The sequence below is a fragment of the Photorhabdus sp. HUG-39 genome, from assembly GCF_963878365.1.
In the GTDB taxonomy this organism is placed as follows: Bacteria; Pseudomonadota; Gammaproteobacteria; order Enterobacterales; family Enterobacteriaceae; genus Photorhabdus; species Photorhabdus kayaii.
In genome coordinates, this window is record NZ_CAWNWY010000003.1 from 89,081 (window position 1) to 112,026 (window position 22,946).

A 22,946-nucleotide genomic window follows, 5' to 3' on the forward strand; every position below is an offset into this window, starting at 1 on the left:
ATTTTTTGACCAAAACGTGGAATGATCATCTTTTGATCTAAAAAGATGAATATGTTTTCCATTTTAAACTAATAAGATGTTATCGAAAACAGAATAAATATCTAACAATAAGCAAATTATAGATAATTATAAATTAATTTTGCAATTTTTAGCTTATTAAATTGTTTTGTGGTTAACATTTTTATCTATTTCATTTTTTCTGACTGACAGCAATTTTCCTCTGGTATTTCTAATGTTAATCTAACAGCCGATTTTTTCAGTCAATAAGAGATAAAGTCTAAATCAAGTCAAATATTTAGGTATCATATTGATAAAAGGTCACTATTCATACAAATAAGATTTTTATTGGAGGAATGATTCATCAAAATTATTGCAGTAACTTTGTAATAATCCTGCATTGATACCCAATGGATTTCAAGATGGATCGCGACGGCAAGGGAGCGAATCCCCGGGAACATAGATAACGATGTGACCGGGGTGAGTGAGTGCAGCCAACAAAGAGGCAACTTGAAAGATAACGGGTATATATTGTTAACAGAGGGGAAAACAAGTGAGTATAGCCATTATGATTGGCACACACGGGGCTGCGGCTGAGCAACTGCTTCGTACCGCAGAGATGTTAATTGGAGAGCAAGAAAATGTTTCTTACATTGACTTCGTTCCTGGTGAAAATGCCGATACCTTATTTGAAAAATACAACAGTAAACTGGAAACGCTTAATACAGCGCAAGGTGTACTATTTCTTGTCGATACATGGGGAGGAAGTCCATTCAATGCGGCTAGCCGTATCGCCGTAGATAAAGAGGATTATGAGATCATCACCGGAGTTAACGTTCCAATGCTGGTTGAAACCTTTATGTGTCGAGATGATGACCCATCTCTGGCAGAACTGGTTTCTGTTGCTCTGGAAACCGGGAAAGAAGGCATCCGGGCCCTGAAAACAGAAGAACCTCAAAAAGCTGAACCAGCCAAGCCTGTGGCATCCGTTGCGGCACCTTCATTTGCACCATCAACCGGTGATCATATGAAAATTGCCCTGGCTCGAATTGATGACCGCCTCATTCATGGTCAGGTTGCTACACGTTGGACAAAAGAAACCAATGTCAAACGGATCATTGTCGTCAGCGATGAAGTTGCTGCTGATACTGTCCGTACCACCTTGCTAAAACAAGTTGCTCCACCGGGGCTCAGTGCTCACGTTGTTGATGTTGCAAAATGTGTTCGCGTTTATAACAACCCGAAATATGCCAATGAACGTGTCATGTTGCTGTTTACAAACCCAACAGATGTTTTGCGTTTAATCGAAGACGGTGTCGATATCACTTCTGTCAACATTGGTGGAATGGCTTTCCGTCAGGGAAAAACGCAAGTTAACAACGCAATATCCGTTGATGAAACCGATATTGCAGCCTTCAAAAAACTAAATGAACGAGGCATTGAACTTGAAGCCCGTAAGGTTGCTAGTGACAGCCGCTTACAAATGATGGATCTACTCCAGAAGGTTAAAAACGAAAATCAGATCAGAGCAATTTAACTATTACTCAACAACAAAAATCACTCAATGACAAAAATTTCTCACCAAATTTAATTTGGTTACAGGAGACAAACAATGGAAATTACCGTTGTTCAAATTGTATTGATATTCATCGTAGCTTGTATAGCCGGAATGGATTCCATTCTTGATGAATTTCAATTCCACCGCCCACTCGTGGCCTGCACCTTAATCGGGATCATCCTTGGTGACATGACAACCGGTATCATTATCGGTGGTACGCTAGAGATGATCGCTCTTGGCTGGATGAATATCGGTGCTGCAATTGCCCCGGATGCAGCCTTAGCATCAATCATCTCAACGATTCTGGTCATCGCGGGTGGTCGTGATATCGGTGAAGGTATCGCTTTGGCCATTCCACTGGCAGCAGCAGGTCAAGTGCTGACTATCATTGTGCGTACCATCACAGTCGCCTTTCAGCATGCTGCTGACAACGCGGCAGAACGTGGCAGCCTGCGTGCGATTAGCTTTATCCATCTATCCGCATTACTGCTCCAGGCTATGCGTATCGCCATCCCGGCCCTGATCGTTGCACTATCGGTTGGTACCAACGAAGTCCAGCAGTTACTTGCTTCTATTCCAAAAGTGGTAACAGATGGCTTGAACATCGCCGGGGGTATGATCGTCGTTGTGGGTTACGCAATGGTTATCAACATGATGCGTGCCGGTTACCTAATGCCCTTCTTCTATCTCGGTTTCGTCACAGCGGCATTCACTGAGTTTAACCTAGTTGCATTAGGCATTATTGGTATTGTTATGGCTGTGCTGTACATCCAGCTAAGCCCTAAATATAACAAATCTCAGGTAGTGGCTACCCCTGGACACACCAATAACGACCTTGATAACGAATTAGATTAAAAGGATGAGCAACATGTTAGATACAACAAAAACGCCTGCTCAGACAGCAGACCAGAAAAAACTGACACCCAGTGATATCCGTGGTGTATTTCTCCGTTCTAATGTATTTCAAGGTTCATGGAACTTTGAACGTATGCAGGCTTTGGGTTTCTGTTTCTCTATGGTGCCAGCTCTTCGTCGTTTGTATCCAGAAAACACCGATGAGCGTAAACAGGCACTCAAACGCCACCTCGAATTCTTTAACACTCACCCTTACGTCGTCGCACCTGTACTGGGTGTCACTCTGGCAATGGAGGAACAGCGTGCTAATGGCGCAACGATTGATGATGGTGCGATTAACGGTATCAAAGTCGGTCTGATGGGGCCATTGGCCGGTGTTGGTGACCCTATTTTCTGGGGGACAGTCCGCCCGGTATTTGCTGCTTTGGGTGCTGGCCTGGCAATGAGTGGCAGTTGGCTTGGGCCTGTCTTGTTCTTTTTCTTATTCAATCTGGTACGCCTGTTAGTTCTCTATTCAGGTATCTCTTATGGTTATAAGAAAGGGATCAATATCGTTCAAGATATGGGTGGTGGCTTCTTGCAAAAAATGACGGAAGGAGCGTCAATCCTTGGTCTATTTGTTATGGGGGCATTAGTTAATAAATGGACGAAAGTCAATATCCCACTGGTTGTATCAGAAATTCCTAACCAACAGACAGGTGAAAAGACAATAACCACGGTTCAAAATATCCTCGATCAATTGATGCCAGGCTTGGTACCACTTTTGCTGACATTTTCTTGTATGTGGTTATTACGACATAAAGTCAATGCCCTGTGGATCATTATTGGTTTCTTTATCCTGGGGATTATTGGTGCCAAATTTGGTTTCCTTGGTCTCTAGTACAATATCATTCGGGGAGGAACTCCTCCCCATATTTTCTTTTTCATGACAATGCAAGGATAAGGAATGAGCCTTAATGATATAGTATTAGCTGGTTTAATCGTACTCATGCTAGCTTTTGCTGTTTATGATGAATTCGTGGTTAATTTTCTAAAAGGGAAAACTTACTTACAAATAAAGCTAAAAAGAAAACATAAAATTGATGCACTCATCTTTATTATCCTGATACTTATTGTTGTTTATAATAATATTACTGCTTATGGTAGCCGTTTAACCACATATTTATTGCTGTTTACTATCCTGGTGACTATTTATATTGCCTATATACGGTCGCCTAAATTATTTTTTAAAAATAACGGTTTCTTCTATGTAAATACCTTTATTTCCTATAACCGGATAAAAACTATGAATTTATCTGAAGATGGCATTCTGGTTATTGGTTTAGAAAACAAGAAATTATATATATCAGTAAGCAAAATTGATGATTTAGAAAGAATTTATAAATTTCTCATCGAAAACAGATAGATAAGAAAAAATAATAAATAAAAAAGTAAATAATAAACAGTCAGCCTTACGCTGACTTTTATTTTCCCTATAAAACAGATAATGATAATTATTATCAATATCCTGCCTTAACCCTAAAAATAATATTATTTTCCCTTTTTGAATTATTGTGCTATCTTTTAAATTGTCATGGGGAGTAGCCTGTTTCAGAGAAGCGATTTAGTTAATTTCTCTGAAAAGCCCGTATCAACACGCTCGTTACAAAATAAACGTGGTGCGGGTAGCCTTATTGCTATCTTAACAGGCATTATTGTTGCTCAAAATAGCAAAAAAATAGCCTAATGGGATAGCTATTAATTCGGTTGGCAAGACCATTGCATATAACACCATCATTGGTTGGGGGTGGATTATATGTATATGGAAACACCCAACCGAGGCTATATTAATGAATATGTACGCAACCCTTATCCTGGCTTTAGCACTCTCAATGGATGCCTTTGCTGCTGCAATTTGTAAAGGGGCCGCACTACATAGACCGCATTTTCGTGAAGCAATCCGTACAGGTTTGATATTTGGCTTAGTAGAAGCCTGTACCCCATTGATTGGCTGGTCGATAGGGCTTTACGCCAGCCAGTATATTATGGAATGGGATCACTGGATTGCTTTCGCGCTGTTATTTGTTCTAGGTTGTAGAATGATAACAGAGAGTTTTAAAGCAAATCAGGAAAAAAAGAGTGAATCACCCTGCCGTAATAACTCAATAGTGTTGATAACAACAGCCATTGCCACCAGCCTGGATGCAATGGCAATTGGTATTGGGCTAGCGTTCCTTGAAGTCAATATCGTACATACTGCGATGGCTATCGGAATGATGACAATGATTATGGCAACATTGGGTATGTTAATTGGCCGTTATATTGGCCCACGGTTAGGCAAACGCGCTGAACTTATTGGTGGGCTGATTCTAATTGCAATTGGCTTCAATATCTTATTTGAACATCTCGAATTATTTATGTACGCCAAATAACGCCACCAGCCCAAAATATTTATACCCGTCATCTTTCAAGTTGCCTCTTTGTTGGCTGCACTCACTCACCCCGGTCACATAGTTAGCTATGCTCCCGGGGATTCGCTCCCTTGCCGTCGCGATCCATCTTGAAATCCATTGGGTATATCTGTTAAACGCTATATTTTGGGCTGAAATCTTGATCAATTAAGGCGTTGATAGACCCGCAGTATAAAATCAGTTTCACATTCAAACAGCACCCTATCTGCCAATTCTTTTTTCACATCTTCTATTGCTCGCCAGGCAAATGGTGTCATCTGTAATAAATGATACGCTTGCACACCATCTAATTTCATTGGGTAAGATAACGATTGCTCGGTTATCAATTCAAATCCTTCCAATGGTTCTGCCTTCAATGGATGAAGATGAATATTTTGATAAATCAACTCTTTGAGCTGATAAAGATGGCGAGGGCCAGGAGTGACTGTCAAAACAATGCCCTGTGGCTTAACCACCCTTGCCAGTTCCTCCGCTTTACAAGGTGCATAAATTCTCAGCACCCCGGCAAGCGATTTATCGGCAAATGACAAACGATGACTCGACGCAACACAAAAGCTGACAGCAGGATAGCGCTTAGCGCCATAACGAACCGCGATCTTAGCAACATCTAACCCATAGATTTTAAGATTACGTCTCTTGCCTAACTGTGCTTCAACCGCAGCGGTGTAATAACCTTCACCGCATCCTATATCCAGCAAACTCCCTGCATTTTCTGGCAGATACTTTTCTAGTAATTCCGAAACCCGTTGTTGTAATGGTTGATAATGCCCTGAATCCAAAAATGCTCTTCTTGATTGCATCATCTCCGGGCTATCCCCCGGTTCCTTGGATTTTTTATGCTGAACGGGCATCAGATTAACATACCCTTCTTTAGCACAATCAAACTGATGATTATTCTCACAGCGCCATTGCTGTCGAATGAGCAATAAAGATTGATGACATAAGGGACATTGGTAAGACATAAGATTCCAAAAATATAAGCGAAAACCAGCCAGCACTATAGCATATTCTGATACTTTTCGTCTTAAATCATACTAATTAATAATTCTATATATACTCAAGATACTTCAAAGTGCATGTTTGAAAAACGATTATGTTGTTGAATTTAAATGTTTTTATATCTGACGACTCAAGCATCTTGAAGTTCATTCGGTATAAACGATTAATCATTATCTTGAATGAAATTATATTCCATTATTTTCATTCCTTTTTTTGAAGAGTCTCGCAATATTTCTATAGCATAAATCTATTTATCAGGTATGATTCTTCAATCAAAATCCAATAAAATATCATTGTTAATAAATCATTTAACTAATAGAAATAACTAACAACATAGGAAATATAATGAATATTTTCATACAATATTTTAATAAATTAAGATCAATTTCACCGAAATTCGATATTATGCCCAATACAAACATCCTGTACCTAAGTTCACCACTTAAATTCTTTTATTGCCATGTTTCACTTATAAAAAAAACTGTCGGAGCAGATTGGTTAAAAATAAAAGAACCACAGTTAAGCGGCTAGATATGAAAAAACCCCGCTTGAGACGAGGTTTGATACCTTACGAATAATTAATTTACATAGACAACGCTTTTAAAACATGAATAGGATCTTTTTCTATTGCTTTCAGCAATGCTTTTGCTGGCCCGGTTGGTTCACGTCTTCCTTGCTCCCAATTGCGTAAAGTCCCAACATTAACGGAAATCAACTTAGCAAAACCAGTTTGACTTAAGCCTGTCGCTTGGCGAATATTCTTTACTTTTATCGCCTCAACATTAATTTCACGAGAGGGCACACGCTCACTATTAATAATCTCATTCATCTGTGTCATACTTTCAGTCAGCCTGGCAAATAATTTACTATCCATCTCTACCACCTCTCATTTAAGTCTCTCAGGATTTTCTTCTCTGATTCACTCAGATCGTCTTTTGTGCCTTTTTTATAAATCAACAACAATTGGATATGTGAAACATCCACCTTGTAATAATAAATAATACGTACACCACCACGCTTTCCCTTACCACGAGAGACCCACCTGACTTTACGCAACCCGCCAGTACGCTGGATAACATCTCCAGCTATGGGATTAGCTGCAAGATATTGCTGAAACTCACGATATTCATCGCCACTTAATAACTCTTTACAGTCCTCAGTGAAAATATCAGTTTCAATGAATATCATATTTAAGTGCGTCATAAGTGTATGTGAAGTCATCATATGCCCCATCACACAGTAAGTCAATGACGCATAAATGTCTGTTGATATAAACCCCTTTAATAATAGGTGTTTTTTACCATCCTTTGCTTAGGGTTAGAATGAGCAACTAAAAAAACAATGCTGATTATACCCTATGGATTTCAAGATACATCGCGACAGCAAGGGAGCGAATCCTCGGGAGCATAGCTAACTATGTGACCGGGGGAAGTGAGTGCAGCCAACAAAGAGGCAACTTGAAAGATGACGGGTATAGATGTCGTGGAATTTGTGCACATAGCCCATTTGTTGTCATTAAACCCAGTCCAGATTCTGGGCAAAATAAAGCTGAAAAAACCTAGTCTTAACAACAACCTAAAGTGAACATCCACAGTGCATATCACAAATAAAAACACATATAAATCAGCACATTGCAACAACAGGAACTCACAAGATCATGAAAAATACCACGTTCTAATCAAGGGGTTAATTTGCGCCCTACATCGGTTGCATCTTACCTCGCATCCTGCTCCGAGGCCGTGGCCATCTGCCGCAACAGAATGGCCAGTTCGGCCGGGTCACCGTCGCGACGGACTTCGGCAAGCAGCTCCGCTGCATAAGTCGATCAGCGCGGAAGTGCTCGGCCATGACCTCATCATGCGATCTATCTTTCATTTGGTGCCACCCTCCTTTCAAAGTGCACGGTTTGGTAGCCAAGTTCCGTGCGATGCCATCGCGGCTAGAAAAGGATACTTTCGTCCCAACCACCGTGTTTCTCCTGTGTCACTTTAGCTTTTATCCTCGCCTCTAGCGACTTAATAAACCGAACCGAGGCCGCAACGTGATTGAAGATCAACAGGCTTTCCTCATAATTCAGGATTGGGTTGTCGTGAGCTAAGCTCTTGTTGTTCCGCACATCGTTAAAGGCTTCAAGCACCGAGATGCTGGACTTTAAGATACGCTCGGTCATCACTGACTCAAGATGACCTCCATCACGTAACGCCTTCACATACTCGCCAAAGACACTATGCAACGGCTTGTCACGGGTGATCGTGATGCCGTGAGGCGCACATGTCACACGGATGAACTTGTTGACGAACGTATGAAGCCGATCTAACCCGCCCTCAGGTTGATTTTTCTCGATAGCTTCGCGAACGTGCTCCGCCGCCACCTCGAAATCTCGTTCATCCGCGATGGCTATCAGCGCATCTAGCTCAACTACCGGCTGGTCACTGAGAAGCCGTTGAGCGATCTTTCGGCAGTCGTCAATCAGCACTGGGTTGCTGTCACCAAAGCACTGCCCTTCGCTGGCGTAGTCGACCAAACCGCCGATAACTCGACCCACCACATAGTTCGCCTCCAACTCCCAGAAGGTGCGCATACGGTTAGCCTTCGACGTGCCGCGCACTCGGTAGCGTTCGGCATCAATTTCCACCCGGTATTCGACGAAGAAGTCGCCGAAGGTTCGGTCTGAAAAATTGAGGACGTACCCGCCGCTCATTCCGAGCAGCCTTTCCAGTTTCCGACGTTCACTCCCGCTAAGATCGGACATAGGTGCTCCTATCTCAGCCCAACCGTGCCGCTTCTGCCGCAACGTGGCCTGCCAAAGCTGCCACGAACGTCTTGAGGCTGGTCATCGAGGACAGTTCCGCGAAATCGCCGGTATTCACCGCGCTGCGCTCCGCCGCGATGACGGCAGCGGTAGTGTAAAGCTGCTCCTGCACCAGTCGCTGACACAGCAGGTCATACCGCTTGAGATATGACGCACCCTTGAATTCCTCGAACACAGGAAAGTGTGGCGACGAGTCGCGGACGGATTTACGAGACTCCGGCGCATCCTCAACCATCATCATCCACCCTACAAATGGACGCGGTTGCTTGCCGAAAGCTTCTTCACGGAAGGCTGTCCATAAATCATGAGCCATCCCGATTGCTTCCTCAGTTCGATTATTGAAGTTGTTTCCGAACGAGGGGCCTACTTGGCTTTTCAGTTCGATGGCTGCGATCAATTGTCCCTTGTAGAGCACCAAAAGATCCCACAGTTTAGTCGGACGAAAATATCCGGGCAGGGTCAGCATCGCCCGGTTCTGGTGAATCTCAGCATGGGCTAGCCCATTGGCCTTGATGATGTCGAGCACCAAAGCCAAGAACCCGTCCATGTTCTTGCCAGCGGTGACTCCTGCACGTTCACCTTGGTCGGCCTTGCCCGACTCTATTTGTTTTTGTCTTGCTGCTTCGCGGTTGCCCCAAAACTCCTTCACGGCTTCGCGGGCTTTCTGTTCGTAGTCGACGAGATCGAGCGCCATTTATTCTCCATTTCCCCCGAGGGCAGATCGTTCTTCTTGGCTTAGGTCGTAGAGCCTGAACACAGCCCGGTTGCAAGCTTGCAAGTCCCGTTTGATAGCAGCCTCGGCTAACTCACGGCGCAGCGGTTCTGGCACTTCAGCCCAGAGCGGAATGCGAATGCGGCGCAGGTACTGCGCTTGGAAGCGTAGGAATCCACCCCGCATTTTCGTTGAATAGGTCGCCACAAACAGACGAGTGACAGCGGATAGCAGGACAGCCTGCAAGGCCCGTAAATCCCAGTCGTCTGACGTGACGTAGTAGAGGTTGTGATGAGGATACAGTTCACCATCTTCATAGACGATATGCGCCTGTCCCTTGATATCTGGAATCAGGAGCTTTGGCCTCGCAGCCAACGACGGCGTGATGCGGTCAATTGTGCGATACCAGTTGGCCGGAGCTTTCTGCGCACAGTGACGCCCAGCGATCACCTCTCGTCGAGCCTCAAGGTAGCGCCGCAGACGGGGATATTCGTCAAGATCGACCAGTCCGCCCTGCTCAGCAAAGGGGTTGATAACACCCAGACCCCGCCACTCCACTTCGCCGGTCATGATGTCTTTGGTTGTTACCAGCGGCACCTTCCGGTCTGGCTCAACATTGAGCACGTCGAAATCCCCGATAAACGCTTTGTCCGCGCCAGTCGCAACACCGATCCCGACCTTACACCCGGCCTCTTCCAGCAGGGGAAAGTCCCCCTCCAAACGGCGAATAACCGCCATCTGGTCGAATGACTCCAGCAACCACGGCTCCGAACCGTTGGTCACTTGGGCAAGTTCACGCGCCGGGCCGACTTCCTTCGGCAGCGAGGGTGCTTTGAGCAAACCTGCCAATGCGGTCAGCGTCGCACGGTCAATAGCCGGGCGGTAAGCGATGCGCGTTGGCCTCGGCACTTCACGGCTGATGATAGTGATTGCTGGGTAGGCAATCACATCGGAGTGGAAGGCAGGTGTATCCACCATGTCGACATAGACTTTCAGGTGGAACCGCTCGGCTACGAGGCTGCGCAGTGGCCCGCCATAGCGGTTTTTCATCCAGCGATCAGCGCAGATGAAGCCTAGGCTGCCACCATCCGACAAAACCGACAGAGACCGCTCAATGAAGGGAATGTAGATATCTGCCCGGTCATACATCGTCAGGTAACGACTACGATATTCTGCAAGCAGCGGTGCCGGAATCAACTCCTGACGAACATAGGGTGGGTTGCCAACCACAAAATCAAATTGCCCCTCCAGCGGTGCCAGCAGGAAATCGCCTTGCGACAGCCAGTAACTAGCCAACGTGACCGCAGCATTCGCAGCGATCCCTTGCCGCCTGAGCAGTGCGACAACGGCAGCTTTGGTGCTCTTAAAGGTCTCGTGGTGCAGTTCCACCGCCCGGATTGCATCGGTTAGTTCGTCGAGCGCGGAACCGCTCGGCCTTGCTGCCCGCCATGCACTCAGTAGCCGCTCAATGATCGGCAACAGAAAGTCGCCACCACCAAATGACGGCTCCAAAAGCCGCTTTTCGTGAAGCGGTTGATCCTCTGTGTAACCAACCAAGTCGAGAATGAAATCCACCACCTCAAAGCGCGTGAAAATGGCCCCTCGGGCTTCGAGCCCGCCCTCTGTCGCCAAAGCTTCAGTCGCTGCCGTGACGGGACATACAGGCACTGCAACAGCTCTAGGAGTAACCTTGCTGCGCACGCTGTTTGCGGCGTCTAGTTGTTGGGTCATCCCAAATCCTCATTGGCGCGGCGTGATGACGCCGACATGCTTGTAAAGTGTGGTTCGGGACACGCCATAACGGCGGGCCACCTCGGCCACCTGAATATCGGGATCGCGCAACAGGGCTTTGATCTCGCGCACCTGCTGGTCGTCCAGCTTCGGTTTGCAGCCACAGGCCCGGCCTGCGTCCGCTCCCGGATTAAGCCACGCTCGAACTCGGCCAGTGCCGCGAACACATGGAAAACCAATCTGCCCGCTGCGCTGCTCAAGGTCAGCCACGATCTGCATCAGATCGGCGAGGCTACGCCCGAGTCGATCCAGCCGCCACAACACTTTAGTGCCAGTCTATGCCGGATTCGGGATCATTCCCACTCAATAGTCGCAGGTGGTTTGCCGCTGACATCATAGACAACTCTTGATATCCCATTGACTTCATTGATGATCCGGTTAGAAACTCGTCCCAGGAAATCGTAGGGTAAATGCGCCCAATGTGCGGTCATAAAATCAATCGTTTCTACTGCTCGCAACGAAACAACCCAGTCATATTTACGACCATCCCCCATCACACCCACGGAGCGAACTGGCAAGAATACGGTAAACGCCTGACTGACTTTATTGTACAAATCAGCTTTGTGCAGCTCTTCGATGAAAATAGCATCAGCCTGCCGTAACAGATCGCAGTACTCTTTCTTCACTTCACCCAACACACGAACGCCCAAACCTGGGCCTGGGAATGGATGACGGTTCAACATGTCATAAGGCAATCCCAATTCCAAACCAATTTTACGTACTTCATCTTTGAACAACTCTTTCAGCGGTTCCACCAGACCCAATTTCATCTCTTCCGGCAAACCACCTACGTTATGATGAGATTTGATAACGTGTGCTTTGCCTGTCGCAGATGCCGCTGATTCGATGACGTCTGGATATATAGTGCCCTGTGCCAGCCATTTAACCTGAGCCTGTTTGCTCGCCTCTTCATCAAAGACTTCAACAAATACACGACCAATTGTTTTGCGTTTCTCTTCCGGATCATTGATGCCAGCCAGTGCAGTCAGGAAGCGGTCTTCTGCTGGGACATGAATAATATTCAGCCCAAATTTACCGGCAAACATTTCCATCACCTGCTCAGCTTCATTCAAACGCAGTAAACCATTATCAACAAATACACAGGTCAGACGGTTACCAATTGCGCGATGCAGTAACAATGCGGTGACAGAGGAATCAACACCACCGGACAGCCCCAAAATAACGTGATCCTCACCAACCTGTTCACGCAGGCGTACAACGGTATCTTCGATAATAGAAGCAGGCGTCCACAGCGCTTCACATTGGCAGATATCCAGTACAAAACGTTCCAATATACGCTGCCCCTGATGGGTATGGGTGACTTCCGGGTGGAATTGCACGCCATAAAAACGTTTTTCTTCATTTGCAATGATGGCAAATGGACAGGTATCAGTGCTGGCGATAGTGACAAAGTCCTCGGGAATTGCAGTAACTTTATCACCGTGACTCATCCATACATCCAATAATGGTTTACCTTGCTCATTTAATGAATCTTGAATCCCACGGAATAACGCACTCTCCGCTTTAATTTCAACCTGGGCATAACCAAATTCACGCTCAGTAGAATCTTCTACCTTACCACCAAACTGTACTGACATCGTTTGCATGCCATAGCAAACGCCCAGAACCGGAACGCCAGCGTTAAAAACATATTCAGGTGCACGTGGACTTTCTTGTGCTGTGGTACTTTCCGGACCACCGGAAAGAATAATACCGCTTGGGTTGAATTCGCGGATTTGCTCTTCAGTGACATCCCATGCCCAAAGTTCACAATAAACCCCGATTTCACGGATACGGCGAGCAATCAATTGAGTATATTGCGAACCAAAATCAAGGATAAGAATGCGGTGTTGATGGATATTAGTTGTCATGTGCGGTGAATTCCAAAAAAACAAGTAACAAATAAAAGATAAGTGGCCCTTATATGGGCCACAATAAATATGGATTACGAACCTAACCGGTAGTTTGGAGACTCTTTGATAATGGTGACATCGTGAACGTGGCTTTCCTGAATACCGGCATTACTAATGCGAACAAATTCTGCTTTGGTTCTCAATTCATCAATAGTTGCACAGCCGGTCAGCCCCATACAGGAACGCAAGCCTCCCATTTGCTGATGGACAATGTTTTTCAGCAAACCTTTATAGGCAACACGGCCTTCAATACCTTCCGGTACCAGTTTGTCCGCGGCATTATCAGTTTGGAAATATCTATCAGAAGAACCTTTGGACATCGCCCCCAATGATCCCATGCCGCGATAAGATTTAAATGAACGTCCTTGGTAGAGCTCAATTTCGCCTGGTGATTCTTCTGTCCCTGCCAGCATAGAACCCACCATAACACATGACGCTCCTGCGGCGATGGCTTTAGCAATATCGCCAGAGAAACGAATACCACCATCAGCAATAACTGGAATACCGGTGCCTTCCAACGCTTCAACAGCATCAGAGATAGCCGTAATTTGTGGTACCCCTACACCGGTAACAATACGGGTAGTACAGATAGAACCGGGACCAATACCGACTTTAACCGCATTGACGCCAGCCTCTACCAGCGCTTTTGCGCCTTCCCCAGTCGCCACGTTACCACCAATAATTTGTAGATTTGGGTATTTAGCACGGGTTTCACGGATACGTTGCAGTACCCCTTCAGAATGACCATGCGAGGAATCAATAAGCAGAACATCAACACCGGCGGCAACCAATGCATCAATACGCGTTTCATTGCCAGCACCGGCACCAACCGCGGCACCAACACGTAAACGACCACGTTCATCCTTACAGGCGTTCGGTTTACGTTCTGCTTTCTGAAAATCTTTAACCGTGATCATGCCAAGTAGATGAAAGTTTTCATCAACTACCAGCGCTTTTTCGACACGTTTTTCGTGCATTTTCTGCAATACAACTTCACGGGCTTCACCTTCTTTTACTGTCACCAGACGCTCTTTAGGCGTCATTACCGCAGTAACAGGCTGATCCAAATCGGTAACGAAACGTACATCACGGCCAGTAATAATACCAACCAACTCATTTCCTTCAGTGACAACCGGATAACCCGCAAAACCATTACGTTCTGTCAATTCCTTAACTTCACGCAGCGTTGTTTTAGGTGCCACAGTGACTGGATCTGTCACTACCCCACTCTCATGTTTTTTGACTCGACTAACTTCTTCTGCCTGACGCTCAATGGACATATTTTTATGGATAAAACCCATTCCACCTTCCTGAGCCAACGCAATAGCCAAACCAGATTCGGTGACGGTATCCATAGCGGCAGACAACATAGGAACTTTCAAACGAATGGAGGAAGTCAGTTGAGTAGACAGGTCAGCAGTGTTAGGTAAAACAGTAGAGTGGGCAGGAACTAACAGAACATCATCAAAGGTTAAAGCTTCTTTTTTAATTCGTAACATAAGCAATATCTCACCAAGCTGCTGAAAATTTAAGGGATAAAATATTGCCGTGGCATTATACAGAACGTAATCGGTTGCCTCCAGCATTTTATTAAAAAATTTCTTGCTTACTTCATGATGAACGTTAGTATCAGCATATTAAGTTATTGTTTTGAAATTTGATCTTTCTCACATGTCACTACTTTTTAATACTGGAATTTTTTCTGTCAGCCGTCTCAATCAGACGGTTCGGCAACTGCTCGAAATGGAAATGGGCAGAATTTGGCTAAGCGCTGAAATATCCAATTTTTCTCACCCCGCCTCCGGGCACTGGTATTTCACGCTGAAAGATGAGCGTGCCCAAGTGCGGGCGGCAATGTTTCGCAGTAGCAATCAACGGGTAACATTCAAGCCACAAAATGGTCAGCAAGTTTTGGTTCGCGCGACAATCACGCTTTATGAACCAAGAGGAGATTACCAGCTTATTGTTGAAAATATGCAACCCGCCGGTGATGGCCTGTTACAGCAACAGTTTGAATTATTGAAACAACAACTTGATGCCGAAGGATTATTTGACCAAAGCCACAAGAAGCCCCTACCATCCCCTGCTCAACAGCTTGGTGTCATTACTTCAACCAGTGGCGCAGCCCTGCATGATATTTTGAATATTTTAAAGCGTCGTGATCCATCATTACCCATCATTATTTATCCAACAGCGGTTCAGGGCACAGAAGCACCATTGCAGATTATTCGAGCTATTGAATTAGCTAATAAACGTCGGGAGTGTGATGTATTGATTGTTGGGCGCGGAGGCGGCTCGCTGGAAGACTTATGGAGTTTCAACGATGAACGTGTCGCCAGAGCCATTTTTCACAGTGATATTCCGATAGTCAGTGCGGTCGGTCATGAAACAGATGTCACCATTGCTGATTTTGTGGCAGATTTACGCGCCCCGACGCCATCAGCGGCCGCTGAGTTAGTTAGCCGTAATCAGCTCGAATTATTACGTCAAATTCAGTCGCAACAACAGCGATTGGAGATGGCAATGGATTATTTCTTTGCCCAGAAACAACGTGTTTTCAGTCTGTTATCTCATCGTTTACAGCAACAACACCCTCATTTACGACTAGCGCGTCAGCAAAACTTACTGGTCAATTTACGCCAGCGACTCACTGACAGCTTGCAACGGTACTTAAAGCAAAGCAGCCTGGCTTATGAGAAATTACAGCAACGGCTCTGGTACGTGGAACCTAGCTCGCAAATCCACCAATATAGCCAACAGATTCAGCAACAAGATTTTCGGTTAAGACAAGCGATTGAAAGGCAAATCAGCCGTTCCAGAGAAAAATTTGCCATTTCCTGTTCACGGATGGAAGCCGTCAGCCCTCTGGCAACACTAGCCCGTGGTTACAGCATCAGTCAAACATCGGATGGAAAATTACTGAAACAAACCAAACAGGTACGTGTTGGTGATGTCCTGAATACCCGTTTACAAGATGGCTGGATTGAAAGTGAGGTGTTGAAAATCAAGAAAGAACGGAAAAAACGATCTGCAAATCTGAAATAGTGGCCTTCCTTTGCCACTTATTTTTCCTATGTCAGAAACGGATTTCTGCGCCGGCAATATAGGTCCGGCCCCGAGCGGTTTGATTAGCAGAAGTGGATTCATTCATTAATGCAGCCGTATTATTCATACGATTAAGTGCTTCAGAATAGTTTTTGTTTGTCAAATTCTGTACCAAGAATTTAAGTAGCACATTTTTATTTATTTTATAATCACTGTAAAAATCGACCACTGTTGGAATTTTTTTCTCCTTTTCCATCACCGTTCGTCCATCACTATCCTGATTATAAGGATCTGAATCTAGCTTATAGGAATTACCGGTATATTTAACTATCGCTCCAATACGAAGTTTTTCGCCTAAAAAGCGAACCCCTGTATCCAAAGTCATAAAACTTTCAGGTAATTGTGATACAGGATCTGCCCCAAAAATCGATGTAGAAATAGAAGTCGGTTGGCTTGTTTTTTGTCGACTATAAGCCAATTTGCTATAAAATACACCGGCATCATAATCAGCAGAGACTTCATAACCGCGCATTCTTACCGGAGTTATGCTATTGCTATAAATATGTATACCGAAATTTGCGTCAACATGCTTCCAATCTTCTTCTGATAATTTCGAAGATTGGCATACCCTACCATCTTTACACAAAGAATATAAATCACTACTGATGTAATTCTTTATCTTAGTATGATACCAGGCTGCTTTCAGACGGAAAGTATCTCCTTTTACAATCATGTCTGGACGGTAACTATTAAAGCCGATTTGATAAGTATCCGATTTTTCTCCTTTCAGGAATGGATTAATTGATGGGCCACCTTCATTGCCATAGAAGATTTCCTGTACGTTCGGCGCTCTCATTGAATGAGTATAACTCACAAAAGGCTGGAATTCAGGAATGATTTCCGCTGATAGCAGAAAGCTTGGATTAAATCCACGCTCTTTCAAATTCAATTCGGCTTTACCTTGCGGGAAACAGTTAACTCGTGGCTCACAGGCTGGTTTATGGCCCTTTATACTATAATCAATATAATTAAGATTAATATTAGCTTGGTAAATATCACGAGTAATTTTCAATCCGCTATAAATACTGGCAATATTTTGTTTACCACTTGGTGCGAAACTATTATTTTCTTTTGCTTCGCCATCTTTCTTTTTATATTCCTTCTTTTTTTCTTCATCTTCCTCTTCTATATTAGAGTAAATACTATCAGTCATCTTACTATATTCAGTTTTCATCAACTTACCACCGAATATCAGATCAAAATCTGTATCGCCGTAATTAAAACGGCTGATATTACTGAGATTAATAGCGTTTGACTTATTTTTAGTTTTGCTTTTTGTCAATGCATTAAGTGCAGTATTATATATTTGATCACTTCCACTAGTGCTAACCAACAATTTCACATCAACCAATTCACTGAATGGCTTATAGTTGTATTTCAGATAAAAATCCTCGCTATCAATATGACGATGGGTAAATTTATTGTGATACAATCGACCACTTAATTCCATATCATGAAATTCATTTGACTTAATATTTAATTTCATTAATTGCGAATTTGGTTTCTGTTTAAAATATTTATTGGTACCAAATTCATCACTTGATATTCCATCCCCATTTTTATAATTTGCATCAATTGAATGTCCACTGACGGCCAACATAGCGCCAACTGATCCTTCAGAACTAAAAACCTGAGTTTTACCAGCGACGGCTATCATGCCATTATGACCAATGCCATTATCGCCATAGAGTATTTTTGTACGTATTCCCAGTGTATTACCACTGAATATCACATCATCAATACCAATCGTACGGAAATTAGCACTACCTGCTAATGCGTTGACACTATCTGAACCATCAGATTGTCCCCGGCTAATATCCACACCGACAATAAAGTTAGGATCAATTAATGAACCAAACTGACTCTGAAGACTATTACCGTGGGTTACGCTGGTAGGTGATGTACCATAAAAACTCTGGCTAACACCATCAACCATCATATTTACTCGTCCAAATCCACTTAATCCACGAATATTCACACTCACGGTTCCCTGCCCCGGATCTATTTGCGTATAGGTCCCTGGCATACTGCGTAATATGCTATCCGTTGATTGAAGTTTTGTATCTTCTCCTTTAGAACTGTATGAACCGGGCCTTTCCATTGCCCTCACTTCCGCATCATCCTGTGAACCAGAAACCTTAAGGCTACTGAATTTCATCACCTTATCTGATTTTCTCTCTTGCTTTTCCTCGCCATAAGCAAGCCCTTGAAGCCCAATGAAAACCACACCAGCCCCTGCTATCTTTGTCATTATTTTCATTTCAATCATCCCAAATGCATACAAATCAATATTTGCTCACATGCCCGTTTTTAGAAAATAAAAATGTTTAGCACTGATAATGATTTATCAGTGCTTTAAATAACAAACTTATATATCCGTCATCTTTCAAGTTGCCTCTTTGTTGGCTGCATTCGCTCACCCCGGTCACATAGTTACCTATGCTCCCGGGGATTCTCTCCCTTGCCGTCGCGGTGCATCTTGAAATCTATAGGGTATACTATTTATAATTTACTTCAGTTATCTTTTAATTGCGGAAAATACTTTTTAGCATCATCCAGCATCAAAATAAAACTGTAATCCAGTGCAGTATCTTTTAATCGATTAAATCGGCCCGATTTACCACCATGCCCGGCACTCATATTGGTTTCTAATAACAAAATAGAGTTATCTTCCTTCATATCCCGTAATTTTGCTACCCATTTAGTAGGTTCCCAATATTGCACTTGGGAATCATAAAACCCACTCGTAACCAATAAGTTTGGATAACGTTGATGTTTTATATTGTCATACGGACTATATGATTTAATCCGGAAATAATCCTCTTTATTTTCAGGATTACCCCACTCCTCATATTCTCCTACGGTCAGCGGAATAGAAGGATCAAGCATGGTTGTCACGGCATCAACAAATGGAACTTGAGCAACCACACCGCGATATAATTCCGGTGCCTGATTAATCACAGCGCCCATTAGCAAACCACCCGCACTCCCTCCCATCGCATAAACACGTTTACTGTCACCATATTTCTGAGCAATCAGTGCCTTAGTCACATCAATAAAGTCATTAAAACTATTCATTTTATTTTCGACTTTACCTTGTAGATACCATTTCTTACCCAATTCACCGCCACCACGCACATGCACCAAGGCGTAAACAAAGCCCCGATCTAATAAACTCAATCGTGGTGAACTAAATGAAGGGTCCATGCTGATACCATAAGCCCCATATCCATAAATCAGTATTGGGTTATGACCTTTTTTAAACAGTGATTTACGATATACCAGAGATACCGGAACTTCAACACCATCACGGGCCTTTACCCAAATACGCTGGCTCTCATAATGATGTTTATCAAAACCTTTTACTTCCTGCTGCTTAAGTAATTCCCGCTCACCTGTTCTCATATTCCATTGGAATGTTGAGCTTGGTGTCGTCATGGATGAATAACCATAACGGACAAAATCAGTATTGGGTTCAGGGTTGTAATCAATCCATGCCATATAACTTGGATCATCAAACTTAATCTGTTTTTCTTGCTGTGTCTGCCAATTAATCTGACGAATTGTCGGTAATCCTTTTGTTCTCTCCTGTACGACCAACCAGTCATTAAACAGATCGAAATCTTCAAGATCACTATCTTGCCGTGGAGCAATCACTATTTTCCACGGTATATTGATGGCATCCGTCTGATAAAGACCATAAGTTTCATTTTCATGATTTGAACGGATGTAGAAATGATCGCGGAAATGGTCAATATAATACTCTCTGCCTTCCTGACGAGGAGAAAATAGTTGAAGTTCAGCTTGTGGTTTATTGGCATCAATCAGCAAATATTCAGAAGTCGAATTACTGGTTATCGCCAACATAATATAATCGCGGGAAGTGCTCTTAGATATGCTTAAATAAAAACGCTCATCTTCTTCCTGATATATTTTCTGATCTTCGCTGGTATTGCTACCATATTGGTGACGAAGTACCTGATATGGCAGTAACGTTTGTGAATGCCTGCGCACATAAAACAACGTATTGTTGTCGTTAGCCCAAACCATGTTGCCAGAAGTATTTTTTATTACATCGTTATTCCACTGTTTATCAGCAATATCTTTAAAAGAGATCTGATAATTACGGCGTCCCTGCGTATCTTCAGCAATCGCAATACGTTTATTATCCAGAGAGATGGCAAAATTACTCAGTTGGTAATATTCGTGCCCTTTAGCCCTTTCATTACCATCGACCAGTATCTGCCAATCTGATGAGCCATCAACAGGTTTACGCTGATAAATTGGGAAATCTTTGCCCGTTTCATAGGTTGTCCGATAAATATACCCATTATAAGTATAGGGTACCGATTGATCATCCTGCTTCATCCTGCCAACCATTTCTTCGTATAACGTATCCCGTAGCTGTTCACCGGGTTTTAGCATCTGTTCGGTATATTTATTTTCGGCTGTCAGATAATCAATGACTTTTTGATCTTTACGATTATCATCCCGCATCCAGTAATAATCATCTATACGAGTATCACCGTGGGTAGTTATATAGTGTGGTTGTTTCATTGCCTTTGGTGGCATAATTTCTTCCTCTGCGGTGGCAGGATTCAGCCAGCCGCTCAATAAAAACATCAATAACAGCCCTTTAGTTTTCAGGGCAAACCGCGCTTGCTGCCTTAACATATTTGCTGTCCTTAAGTCGCTCAACGTATTAATTAGTTAAACTAAAATCAATCGGAAGTTCTATCGTAATTCCATTACCGCTTAAAACGGTATCGGGGGGAGCTGGCAACGGTTGCGCTCTTGCCAGAACTTGCTTCGCTTCCCTGTCTAAAGAATGAGTTCCTGAACGACGAACTAAGTCACTGTTAGTAACATAGCCCTGTTTATCAATAGTGAATCTGACTGTAGGCCGACCCGTGCGGTTTCTTCTCTGTGCATCCTCTGGATAGCGTTTATAGCGGTTCAAATGCCCGATAACTTCCGCTCGCCATAGTGCATCCGCATCAGCGATAGCCTTTGAATCACTGTCATAAGAAGCAGCAACCCGCGAAGTAACATTCGTAGATGTAGCCGTACTGCTCACCATAGCAGCACTACTTTGAGATTTTTCACTCTCTTGTTCTTCTACCTGCTGGCGCTTCACCGGTGGTGTTTTTTCAAGCTCCTCATGGTATTTTTTCTGTTTTTTAGGTTTATGCACCAGAATCTGCGCCTGTTCATCTTTAATAAGCTCAGGCGTCTTAATCTCATTAATCTCGCTTTCCTGCTGCCGGCTGGCAACAGAAAGTTGCTGTTCAATACCGATAGGCTGTTTTTGTACCCGATGTGTCGCTTCTGTTAACAATGAAAGCTCCATCATCACCGCCGGCGGTGGCATCAATTCATCAATAGCAATTTCTTCTGGCTGGTAGATAATCCAACCAACCAAAATGAGGTGAGCAGCAATAGCAGAAACGAGCCATTTTTTAAAATGCCCCTTTTGAAAGGCCGGGTGTGTCAGCGTCAACATGGATGATAGCGCATAATTTTAATTATCATTTAGTAATGATAATTAATTTCATATGCTAATGAAAATTATTTTTCCCTGTATCGTTAACTTGAGCACATCCCTGTGCCAAGGCCCCTTATATATGGGGAAAAGACCACTATACCCTATGGATTTCAAGATGTATCGCGACGGCAAAGGAGTGAATCCCCGGGAGCATAGCAAACTATGTGACCGGGGTGAGCGAGTGCAGCCAACAAAGAGACAACTTGAAAGATAACGGGTATATTTGTTTAAAATATCTACGGTTTTTTTACTGGTGTATACCAGACATAATCAGCATATTGGCTATCCAGTACATTGCTTTTTTCAGTGATGATCAACACAACAAGATCCTCTTGGGGCGATAAGTCTTTAACATGCAGAGGAACACCTATTACTTTTGTTGCATGATATCCACCCGCAATCAGTGTGGCAGGAGCTGGCGCTTTAAGTAACTGCTCCGCCATTCTGCGATCCCGCATTTGCTGAATAGCTGTCATGGCAGATAACTGTTGTTCCGTTATTTCACCACCGTGAACATCTTTAATCACCGCTTTAATCTGCGCTTTAACATTTTCAGCAACAGAAATATTCCCCTGGAGGGTCGGAGGGTTACTGTAAGCCGCTTTAATTTCACTGCGATCTAAGTTTGCAGACAGCAACGGATAAGGCTGATACATAAGCTCCATGACCAATCCACCATACAACTCCCACCGCCATCCATCTTGCCATGCGAGAAGCTCTTTTATGCGACTTTCACGTACGATAGGCTTAGTTTGCAACCAACTCTTAACCTTATTCACTTTTTGCTGCTGATCAGGATTAATCATCTCTAACAGGACTGAACCCTGTTCTCTTTTAAGCGGAAGTTGCTGAACCAACCAAAGCTCTATCTGATGATGATATGGATTATCATGTTTTTCACCCACAACTACCCGTTGATGTGATGCCAGCCGATTGATCAATTCATCAGGGGTCAGGGCATGACCTGTTTTAAGATCGATAATGGCCCCTTGTTGAGTCAGTTCCGGTGAAAGCGCTTGGAGAGCTGGTTTTTGTTGTACAGATGCACATCCAGGTAAGATCAGTAAACCACAGATAATCAGAAAAGATTTTACAGTCGTGAGAAATTTCATTATGCCCATTATCCATATTCATGTTTTGCGCATCATATATACCCGTCATCTTTCAAGTTGCCTCTTTGTTGGCGGCACTCGCTCACCCCGGTCACAT

General features: G+C 43.8%; 22 protein-coding genes. 8 read left to right on the forward strand and 14 right to left on the reverse strand.

The features are described 5' to 3' along the window. Positions 1 to 468 precede the first annotated feature (468 nt). From AAC155_RS03310 to mntP, 6 genes are all read left to right on the forward strand, one after another. Positions 469 to 594, forward strand: a complete 126-nt coding sequence (locus AAC155_RS03310) for a hypothetical protein (protein WP_262405101.1) — start codon at positions 469 to 471, stop codon at positions 592 to 594. Continuing rightward, a complete protein-coding gene (manX, locus tag AAC155_RS03315; protein ID WP_113041018.1) occupies positions 551 to 1,534 on the forward strand; it encodes a PTS mannose transporter subunit IIAB in 984 nt (327 codons plus the stop codon). The genes AAC155_RS03310 and manX overlap by 44 nt, the downstream gene beginning before the upstream one ends. A gap of 75 nt (positions 1,535 to 1,609) precedes the next feature. Continuing rightward, complete coding sequence (locus tag AAC155_RS03320; RefSeq protein ID WP_113041019.1) at positions 1,610 to 2,410, forward strand: PTS mannose/fructose/sorbose transporter subunit IIC; 801 nt, start codon at positions 1,610 to 1,612, stop codon at positions 2,408 to 2,410. Positions 2,411 to 2,423: 13 nt separating this feature from the next. Next, entirely contained in the window at positions 2,424 to 3,290 is an 867-nt protein-coding gene (locus AAC155_RS03325; RefSeq protein ID WP_113041020.1) for a PTS mannose transporter subunit IID, read from the forward strand. A 66-nt stretch (positions 3,291 to 3,356) separates the two neighbouring features. Then, the gene (locus tag AAC155_RS03330; RefSeq protein ID WP_113041021.1) at positions 3,357 to 3,815 is read left to right on the forward strand and encodes a DUF986 family protein; all 459 of its coding nucleotides are present in this window, start codon (positions 3,357 to 3,359) and stop codon (positions 3,813 to 3,815) included. Positions 3,816 to 4,239: 424 nt separating this feature from the next. After that, a complete protein-coding gene (gene mntP, locus AAC155_RS03335; protein ID WP_146748045.1) occupies positions 4,240 to 4,821 on the forward strand; it encodes a manganese efflux pump MntP in 582 nt (193 codons plus the stop codon). On the opposite strand, the gene AAC155_RS03340 is transcribed toward mntP, so the two are convergent. The 4 genes from AAC155_RS03340 to AAC155_RS03355 form a co-directional block, all read right to left on the reverse strand. Next, positions 4,801 to 5,007 (reverse strand): hypothetical protein, encoded by a 207-nt coding sequence (locus tag AAC155_RS03340; protein ID WP_146748046.1) that lies wholly within the window; start codon positions 5,005 to 5,007, stop codon positions 4,801 to 4,803. The genes mntP and AAC155_RS03340 overlap by 21 nt on opposite strands. Beyond that, the gene (rlmA, locus tag AAC155_RS03345) at positions 5,004 to 5,822 is read right to left on the reverse strand and encodes a 23S rRNA (guanine(745)-N(1))-methyltransferase (protein ID WP_113041023.1); all 819 of its coding nucleotides are present in this window, start codon (positions 5,820 to 5,822) and stop codon (positions 5,004 to 5,006) included. The genes AAC155_RS03340 and rlmA overlap by 4 nt, the downstream gene beginning before the upstream one ends. Positions 5,823 to 6,442: 620 nt before the next feature. Continuing rightward, complete coding sequence (locus AAC155_RS03350; protein ID WP_113041025.1) at positions 6,443 to 6,733, reverse strand: helix-turn-helix domain-containing protein; 291 nt, start codon at positions 6,731 to 6,733, stop codon at positions 6,443 to 6,445. A gap of 2 nt (positions 6,734 to 6,735) precedes the next feature. Further along, positions 6,736 to 7,047, reverse strand: coding sequence for a type II toxin-antitoxin system RelE/ParE family toxin (locus AAC155_RS03355; protein ID WP_113041117.1), 312 nt, complete (start codon positions 7,045 to 7,047; stop codon positions 6,736 to 6,738). A 230-nt stretch (positions 7,048 to 7,277) separates the two neighbouring features. Here AAC155_RS03355 and AAC155_RS03360 point away from each other — a divergent pair, with 230 nt between their 5' ends. Next, positions 7,278 to 7,421, forward strand: a complete 144-nt coding sequence (locus AAC155_RS03360; RefSeq protein WP_158536478.1) for a hypothetical protein — start codon at positions 7,278 to 7,280, stop codon at positions 7,419 to 7,421. Positions 7,422 to 7,798: 377 nt separating this feature from the next. Here the strand turns inward: AAC155_RS03360 and AAC155_RS03370 are convergent, their stop codons facing one another. The 6 genes from AAC155_RS03370 to guaB all read right to left on the reverse strand — a co-directional run bounded on the left by AAC155_RS03370 (position 7,799) and on the right by guaB (position 14,586). Then, positions 7,799 to 8,611, reverse strand: coding sequence for an abortive infection family protein (locus AAC155_RS03370; RefSeq protein ID WP_113041026.1), 813 nt, complete (start codon positions 8,609 to 8,611; stop codon positions 7,799 to 7,801). A 13-nt stretch (positions 8,612 to 8,624) separates the two neighbouring features. Continuing rightward, positions 8,625 to 9,365 carry a PaeR7I family type II restriction endonuclease gene (locus AAC155_RS03375; protein ID WP_113041027.1) on the reverse strand — a complete coding sequence of 247 codons (741 nt, stop codon included), beginning with the start codon at positions 9,363 to 9,365 and terminating at the stop codon, positions 8,625 to 8,627. Next, a complete protein-coding gene (locus AAC155_RS03380) occupies positions 9,366 to 11,114 on the reverse strand; it encodes an Eco57I restriction-modification methylase domain-containing protein (protein WP_229015690.1) in 1,749 nt (582 codons plus the stop codon). Positions 11,115 to 11,123: 9 nt separating this feature from the next. Next, positions 11,124 to 11,261 carry a helix-turn-helix domain-containing protein gene (locus AAC155_RS24365; RefSeq protein ID WP_434086425.1) on the reverse strand — a complete coding sequence of 46 codons (138 nt, stop codon included), beginning with the start codon at positions 11,259 to 11,261 and terminating at the stop codon, positions 11,124 to 11,126. A 206-nt stretch (positions 11,262 to 11,467) separates the two neighbouring features. Then, complete coding sequence (gene guaA, locus AAC155_RS03390; RefSeq protein WP_113041028.1) at positions 11,468 to 13,045, reverse strand: glutamine-hydrolyzing GMP synthase; 1,578 nt, start codon at positions 13,043 to 13,045, stop codon at positions 11,468 to 11,470. A gap of 74 nt (positions 13,046 to 13,119) precedes the next feature. Next, a complete protein-coding gene (gene guaB / locus AAC155_RS03395) occupies positions 13,120 to 14,586 on the reverse strand; it encodes an IMP dehydrogenase (RefSeq protein WP_113041119.1) in 1,467 nt (488 codons plus the stop codon). A 172-nt stretch (positions 14,587 to 14,758) separates the two neighbouring features. Here guaB and xseA point away from each other — a divergent pair, with 172 nt between their 5' ends. Further along, a complete protein-coding gene (xseA, locus tag AAC155_RS03400) occupies positions 14,759 to 16,132 on the forward strand; it encodes an exodeoxyribonuclease VII large subunit (protein WP_113041029.1) in 1,374 nt (457 codons plus the stop codon). A 31-nt stretch (positions 16,133 to 16,163) separates the two neighbouring features. Here xseA and AAC155_RS03405 read toward each other — a convergent pair whose 3' ends face one another. From AAC155_RS03405 to AAC155_RS03420, 4 genes are all read right to left on the reverse strand, one after another. After that, positions 16,164 to 18,452 (reverse strand): TonB-dependent receptor domain-containing protein, encoded by a 2,289-nt coding sequence (locus tag AAC155_RS03405; protein ID WP_113041120.1) that lies wholly within the window; start codon positions 18,450 to 18,452, stop codon positions 16,164 to 16,166. 254 nt (positions 18,453 to 18,706) lie between these two features. Then, positions 18,707 to 20,764, reverse strand: a complete 2,058-nt coding sequence (locus tag AAC155_RS03410; RefSeq protein WP_113041121.1) for a S9 family peptidase — start codon at positions 20,762 to 20,764, stop codon at positions 18,707 to 18,709. A gap of 130 nt (positions 20,765 to 20,894) precedes the next feature. Further along, the gene (locus AAC155_RS03415; RefSeq protein WP_113041030.1) at positions 20,895 to 21,695 is read right to left on the reverse strand and encodes an energy transducer TonB; all 801 of its coding nucleotides are present in this window, start codon (positions 21,693 to 21,695) and stop codon (positions 20,895 to 20,897) included. A gap of 278 nt (positions 21,696 to 21,973) precedes the next feature. Continuing rightward, positions 21,974 to 22,849, reverse strand: a complete 876-nt coding sequence (locus AAC155_RS03420; RefSeq protein WP_113041031.1) for a ChaN family lipoprotein — start codon at positions 22,847 to 22,849, stop codon at positions 21,974 to 21,976. Between the last annotated feature and the right edge of the window lie 97 nt (positions 22,850 to 22,946).

Bases quoted from the DNA above. Each gene is read 5' to 3' on its own strand.
- AAC155_RS03320 (WP_113041019.1), top strand. From the start codon at position 1,610: ATGGAAATTACCGTTGTTCAAATTGTATTGATATTCATCGTAGCTTGT.
- AAC155_RS03325 (WP_113041020.1), top strand. From the start codon at position 2,424: ATGTTAGATACAACAAAAACGCCTGCTCAGACAGCAGACCAGAAAAAA.
- AAC155_RS03330 (WP_113041021.1), top strand. From the start codon at position 3,357: ATGAGCCTTAATGATATAGTATTAGCTGGTTTAATCGTACTCATGCTA.
- mntP (WP_146748045.1), top strand. From the start codon at position 4,240: ATGAATATGTACGCAACCCTTATCCTGGCTTTAGCACTCTCAATGGAT.
- rlmA (WP_113041023.1), bottom strand. From the start codon at position 5,822: ATGTCTTACCAATGTCCCTTATGTCATCAATCTTTATTGCTCATTCGA.
- AAC155_RS03350 (WP_113041025.1), bottom strand. From the start codon at position 6,733: ATGGATAGTAAATTATTTGCCAGGCTGACTGAAAGTATGACACAGATG.
- AAC155_RS03355 (WP_113041117.1), bottom strand. From the start codon at position 7,047: ATGATATTCATTGAAACTGATATTTTCACTGAGGACTGTAAAGAGTTA.
- AAC155_RS03370 (WP_113041026.1), bottom strand. From the start codon at position 8,611: ATGTCCGATCTTAGCGGGAGTGAACGTCGGAAACTGGAAAGGCTGCTC.
- AAC155_RS03375 (WP_113041027.1), bottom strand. From the start codon at position 9,365: ATGGCGCTCGATCTCGTCGACTACGAACAGAAAGCCCGCGAAGCCGTG.
- AAC155_RS03380 (WP_229015690.1), bottom strand. From the start codon at position 11,114: ATGACCCAACAACTAGACGCCGCAAACAGCGTGCGCAGCAAGGTTACT.
- guaA (WP_113041028.1), bottom strand. From the start codon at position 13,045: ATGACAACTAATATCCATCAACACCGCATTCTTATCCTTGATTTTGGT.
- guaB (WP_113041119.1), bottom strand. From the start codon at position 14,586: ATGTTACGAATTAAAAAAGAAGCTTTAACCTTTGATGATGTTCTGTTA.
- xseA (WP_113041029.1), top strand. From the start codon at position 14,759: ATGTCACTACTTTTTAATACTGGAATTTTTTCTGTCAGCCGTCTCAAT.
- AAC155_RS03405 (WP_113041120.1), bottom strand. From the start codon at position 18,452: ATGAAAATAATGACAAAGATAGCAGGGGCTGGTGTGGTTTTCATTGGG.
- AAC155_RS03410 (WP_113041121.1), bottom strand. From the start codon at position 20,764: ATGCCACCAAAGGCAATGAAACAACCACACTATATAACTACCCACGGT.
- AAC155_RS03415 (WP_113041030.1), bottom strand. From the start codon at position 21,695: ATGTTGACGCTGACACACCCGGCCTTTCAAAAGGGGCATTTTAAAAAA.
- AAC155_RS03420 (WP_113041031.1), bottom strand. From the start codon at position 22,849: ATGAAATTTCTCACGACTGTAAAATCTTTTCTGATTATCTGTGGTTTA.